Origin of the sequence: Spirulina sp. CS-785/01 (genome assembly GCF_028330525.1) — a bacterium.
Lineage (GTDB): Bacteria > Cyanobacteriota > Cyanobacteriia > Cyanobacteriales > Spirulinaceae > JAQMSD01.
The window spans coordinates 1-5,267 of sequence record NZ_JAQMSD010000199.1 but is presented as its reverse complement, the minus strand read 5'-3'; the positions used below and the strand labels follow the sequence as shown (position 1 = coordinate 5,267).

3 protein-coding genes are annotated in these 5,267 nt (G+C 45.5%); 1 reads left to right on the top strand and 2 read right to left on the bottom strand.

Annotated features, from left to right (window positions below):
- Positions 1–333 precede the first annotated feature (333 nt).
- Positions 334–2,760 carry a GGDEF domain-containing protein gene (locus tag PN462_RS12915; RefSeq protein WP_272128683.1) on the top strand — a complete coding sequence of 809 codons (2,427 nt, stop codon included), beginning with the start codon at positions 334–336 and terminating at the stop codon, positions 2,758–2,760.
- A gap of 171 nt (positions 2,761–2,931) precedes the next feature.
- Here the strand turns inward: PN462_RS12915 and PN462_RS12910 are convergent, their stop codons facing one another.
- Both PN462_RS12910 and PN462_RS12905 read right to left on the bottom strand, forming a co-directional pair.
- Complete coding sequence (locus tag PN462_RS12910) at positions 2,932–3,651, bottom strand: ADP-ribosylglycohydrolase family protein (protein WP_272128682.1); 720 nt, start codon at positions 3,649–3,651, stop codon at positions 2,932–2,934.
- A 192-nt stretch (positions 3,652–3,843) separates the two neighbouring features.
- Positions 3,844–5,025, bottom strand: coding sequence for an RtcB family protein (locus PN462_RS12905; RefSeq protein ID WP_272128681.1), 1,182 nt, complete (start codon positions 5,023–5,025; stop codon positions 3,844–3,846).
- Positions 5,026–5,267: the final 242 nt, after the last annotated feature.

Genomic DNA, 5,267 nt, shown 5'->3' with positions numbered 1-5,267 from the left:
TGGTCTATGCGTAGCCTAAGAGGTTGTGAGTCTCAGCCGCATCGTTCGCGCAGCGTCTCCGCAGGAGAAGCGGTATCGACTCACCCGCTTTCCTCCCCCACCTGTTCCGAGGTGGGGGAGTCCCGCGGCTCTTTTGTTGAGTATTGCCGACTCGACTGACAAGACAAAAAACGTCTGATAGTGATGTAGGAGTCTTAACCCGTCTCTGAAGTATCCAACCCATCAGAAAAACCCGATCGCCCTTTGATTCTAGCAGTAGAGGTTAAGCCAGTTAACAATTTTTTTGATTTTGACTCGGGCAGTTTCTCGCCCATTTCTTGATGTGATTGTGTGATGAGCAAACCCTTCGAGCAACTTGGACTTACCTTCTTAATCTCCCTTTGGGCTGGATTGGGACTTGCAGAGTTAATCATCGGTGTTATGGTCTTTAATGAGTTAGGACTACCGGAGTTTTGTCTGCAAGCAGAGCATTGGTTCTTGATACTCTTATCTTTGACCATTGGGGGAAGTGGCCTGCTTGGGATGCTGGTGCAGAGGCGAAACCGTTGGCAACAGGAAAAATCTTGTCAAGGGGAGGACTTTGCCATAAAATCCGAACAAGCCTTACAAGAAAGTGAGGATCGGTTTCGGGCAATTTTTGAACAGGCCGCAGTGGGGATGGTGTTGATGACGTTAGAAGGTCATTTTTTCCGAGTGAACCAGACGGTTAGCCAAATTTTAGGGTATGACCGCCCAGAGTTATTGGCCTTGACCTTTAAGGAGCTTCTCCCGACCGAAGAAGAAGCTGATTATCAGCAAACCATTGAGCAGTTAAAGCAAGGACAACTGAGCCATTTGTCCCAAGAAACGCAAATTCTACATAAAGATCAGACTCTGATTTGGGTACAAATTACCTTAACTCTAGTGCGAGACCGTCAGACCCAAGAGCCGAAATATTTTTTAGGGGCCTTTGAGGAGATTCACCGCCGGAAACAAGTGGAAACGGCATTACAGGAAAGTGAGGAACGCTTTCGACAATTGGCGGATACGGTTCAGGATGTGTTTTGGCTCTATGAACCGGAACAGCAAAAATTGTTATATGTGAATCAAGCCTACGAACGGGTTTGGGGGCGGTCTTGTGACAGTGCGTATGAGTCGCCGTTGAGTTGGCTAGAGGCCATTCATCCGGATGATCGAAAGGCGGTTTTGCAGTCGTTAACCTTGCAATCGCAAGGGATTGATACGGAGAAAGAGTTTCGGATTATCCGTCCTGATGGGACGGTGAAGTGGCTTTGCGATCGCGCTTTTCCCATCGTCAACAACCAAGGGGAAGTCCATCGCGTGGCAGGTATCTCCACCGACATCACCGAACGGAAACAAACCGAACACGCTTTACAAGAAAAACAGCATTTCATCGAAAAAATTACCAACTCCACCCCCAATATTCTCTATATTTACGACCTCCTTGACCGATGCAGCGTTTACGCCAACCAAAAAATTAGCAGTGTACTGGGATATGATGCCAACATTCCCCTCAATCAACAATTTCTAAAGCAAGTCATGCACCCGGACGACTTGGCCTGCCTCTCCAGTTATTATCAACAATTACAGGCCGCCCAAGATGGGGATATTTTTGAAATTGAATATCGCCTCAAAGATATCCAGGGTGAATGGCATTGGTTTGTTAGTCGAGATACGGTGTTTGCCCGCACTGCCGACGGGAAACCCCAACAAATCCTCGGTACGGCCAGCGATATCACCGATCGCAAAGTCGTAGAATCCGCCCTCCTCCAGGCCAATCTCCAGTTACACGAAAAGGTGAATGAACTAGAAACGCGGAACGCAGAAATGCAGCTTCTAGAGGAAATGAATGAGTTTTTACAAGTCTGTTCCTCGGTGAAAGGGGCCTGTGAGGGAATTGTGGACTATCTCCATCCCATGTTTCCCAACTGTACTGGGAGTTTATATTTACTGGAGCGAGAAAGCCAACATCCCGAATTAGTCGCCCATTGGGGCCAAAACATGGCCTCAGACTCCACTTCTCCCCTCCCCATGAATGTAGAACAACTGGAGGACTGCTATGCTGCAACCACCTCCCCCCCCTCTCAAAACTATCTCTGTTTACCTATGGTGGCCTTAGGGGATACTCTGGGCTATTTGTATATTCAAGAAAACCGTTTTGGGGAGTTAACTGAAGCGAAACGTCGCTTTGCCCGGACGGTGACGGAACATTTGGCGTTAGCGTTAGCCAATTTGGAGTTACGGGAAAACCTCCGCAGTCAAAGTGTTCGTGATCCCTTGACGGGGTTATATAATCGTCGCTACATGGAAGAATCCTTAGAACAAGAAATCCGACGGGCTAAACGGGGAGATCATACAGTGGGGGTGATTTTATTGGATGTGGATCGGTTTAAACAGTTTAATGATACTTTTGGTCATAATGCGGGCGATCGCGTGTTACGGGTCTTGAGTCACTTCCTCAAACGTAACATTCGTGGGTCCGATGTGGCCTGTCGGTATGGAGGGGAGGAACTGTTATTAATCTTACCCGAAGCAACTGTAGCAGACAGTCACCAACGGGCCGAACAAATTCGCCAACGGGTGGAACGATTACAATTTAAGCATCATGGCCAACGGTTAGGATCAGTGACTATTTCTCTCGGAATTGCTATTTTTCCCGACCATGGCACAACAGGAGAAGCGGTTGTCCAATCTGCTGATAAAGCTCTTTATTTAGCTAAAAATAATGGGCGCAATTGTACGATGGTTTATGGCGTTTAATTAACAATAAACAATAATGGTATTAAGAAACCGGGTTTCTATCTAAAGTTATAAGATAACCTCACAATTCTAACAGAAACCCGGTTTCTCCCCCCAACCAAGAACTAACAACACCCCTAACTAAATGTCAACTGAAATTGTTTGACAACCTTCGCTAAATCATTATCTAATTTACGCCATACTTGCTTGGTCGGCAATATGATCTGGGACTTTGCCATAAAATGCCTCTGCCATGCCTCCTGCAATACAGGCAATTGTATCACTATCTCCCCCCAAAGAAATGGCATTACGAATGGTGTCTTCAAAGTCCACGGACTCTAAAAAAGAAATAATGGCCTGGGGGACGGACCCTTGACAAGAGAGATCAAAGCTGTATTGGGGGCGAATTTCGTCTAGGGTTTGTTGTAAGTTGTAGTGAAAGGTGGTTTCAATATAGTCCCGAATTTCTGGTTTTGCTTTCCCTTGTCGGCAGAAAAATATAGCTGCTGCTGTTGCTTGGGCCCCTTTTATCCCTTCGCGGTGGTTGTGGGTGACTTCGGCACTTCGTTTCGCTTCTGCGAGGACTTCTGCTAAGGTGTCAAACCCGTAGGCCACAGGACTCACGCGCATAGCACTGCCATTCCCCCAACTATTATACGGTTTAGGGTGATTTGATGCTGCCCATCGGGAAAAGTTGCCCCCATATCCCCGTTTGGGATAGCGTCGGGTATAGTTTTGCAATGTCTCGGTATAATTCCCTTGGGTTAACAGGGTATCCGCGACTGCTACCGTTAAAACGGTATCATCGGTAAAGGTACTCTGAGGGGCAAAAAGAGGCTGAAAGTGCTTGTTTTTCGTCCCATTCGCCTCATACACTGAGCCTATAATATCACCTGCGATCGCGCCTAACATATATTTTGTTATTAGTTGTTGTTTATTAGTTGTTGTTTATTAGTTGTTGTTTATTAGTTGTTGTGTATTGGTTGTTGGTTATTAGTTGGCGGAGAAACCGGGTTTCTATCCAAATTTATAATATGATCTCACAATTCTCAAAGAAACCCGGTTTCTTAACACCATAACCACTTATCCATTATCCATTGAAAATTACCCTTTCACACAAACAACTTGTTTCAATGTTGCCACAATCTCCACTAGATCAGATTGTTGCTGCATCACCTCATCAATGGACTTGTAAGCCCCCGGAATTTCGTCTAAAACGTGCTTATCCTTACGACATTCTACCCCCTCCGTTTGCGAGAGTAAATCATCCACCGTAAACTGTTTTTTCGCCTTACTCCGAGACATCTGACGGCCTGCCCCATGACTACAGCTACAATAACTCTCTACATTGCCCTTTCCTTTGACAATAAACGACTTGGCCCCCATTGAACCTGGAATAATACCATAATCCTCTTGTTGGGCGCGAACAGCCCCTTTACGGGTGACATAAACTTCCTCCCCAAAATGCACCTCTTTTTCGGCATAATTGTGATGACAATTGACCATTAAAAGGGGTTTAGTGGCTTTCCCTCCTGCTAAATGTTGCTCGACAATTTGTTTAAACCGTGCCATCATCACATCCCGGTTATAACGAGCATAATTTTGCGCCCATTGTAAGTCGCGCCAATAGGCTGCAAATTCGGGAGTATTAGCCACAAAATACGCCAAGTCGGGGTCAGGGAGTTTTTGTTCCGAGAGTTTCAGCAATTCTTTGGCAGTCTTAATATGACATTGTGCCAACTGGTTGCCGATATGTCGTGACCCAGAATGAAGCATCAGCCAGACATTATTTTCACTGTCTAAACAGAGTTCAATAAAATGATTTCCTCCCCCTAAAGACCCCATTTGTTTGAGAGCTTTATTTTCTAACCGTTTTACACCGGAATGGAGGTCTTTAAATTGTTGCCATCCTTGCCAGTTAATGACATTTTTCTCAATATCTTTATTCTGCTCAAACCCAACGGGGATAGCTGCCTCAATATCCTTACGAATTTTCTTGAGTTTTCCGTCTAATTGATCCCCATTAAACGGCATTTTTACCGCAGCCATCCCGCAACCAATATCTACCCCGACAGCAGCAGGAATTACGGCATCTTTGGTGGCAATAACAGAGCCAACTAATGCCCCTTTTCCTAAGTGAACATCGGGCATTAAGGCAACGTGCTTGAAGACAAAAGGAAGGGAGGCGACGTTTTTCGCCATTTGGGTTTCTTGGGACTCTAATGGGTGTCCGGCCCAAGATAATACGGGTTTTGGGGTTTTGACTTCTAAGGCTTGATAGGCCATGGTTTTACTCAGAATAAATCTGTTATACTACAAATATAATACAAAATAAAGGTGTTGTCTAGAGGTTGGCTAAATTTTGGTAAGCCTTCAGCTATCAGCTTCAAACCATTTAACCCGTTTTTAACGGGTTTCAGCTATTAGCCTTGGGTTTCAACCCAAGGTGTATTATGGGGTAAGCCTTCAGCTATCAGCTATCAGCCGTCAGCCTAAAACCATTTAACCCGTTTTTAACGGGTTTCAGC

Coding starts and splice junctions, on each gene's coding strand:
- PN462_RS12915 (WP_272128683.1), top strand. CDS start 334: ATGAGCAAACCCTTCGAGCAACTTGGACTTACCTTCTTAATCTCCCTT.
- PN462_RS12910 (WP_272128682.1), bottom strand. CDS start 3,651: ATGTTAGGCGCGATCGCAGGTGATATTATAGGCTCAGTGTATGAGGCG.
- PN462_RS12905 (WP_272128681.1), bottom strand. CDS start 5,025: ATGGCCTATCAAGCCTTAGAAGTCAAAACCCCAAAACCCGTATTATCT.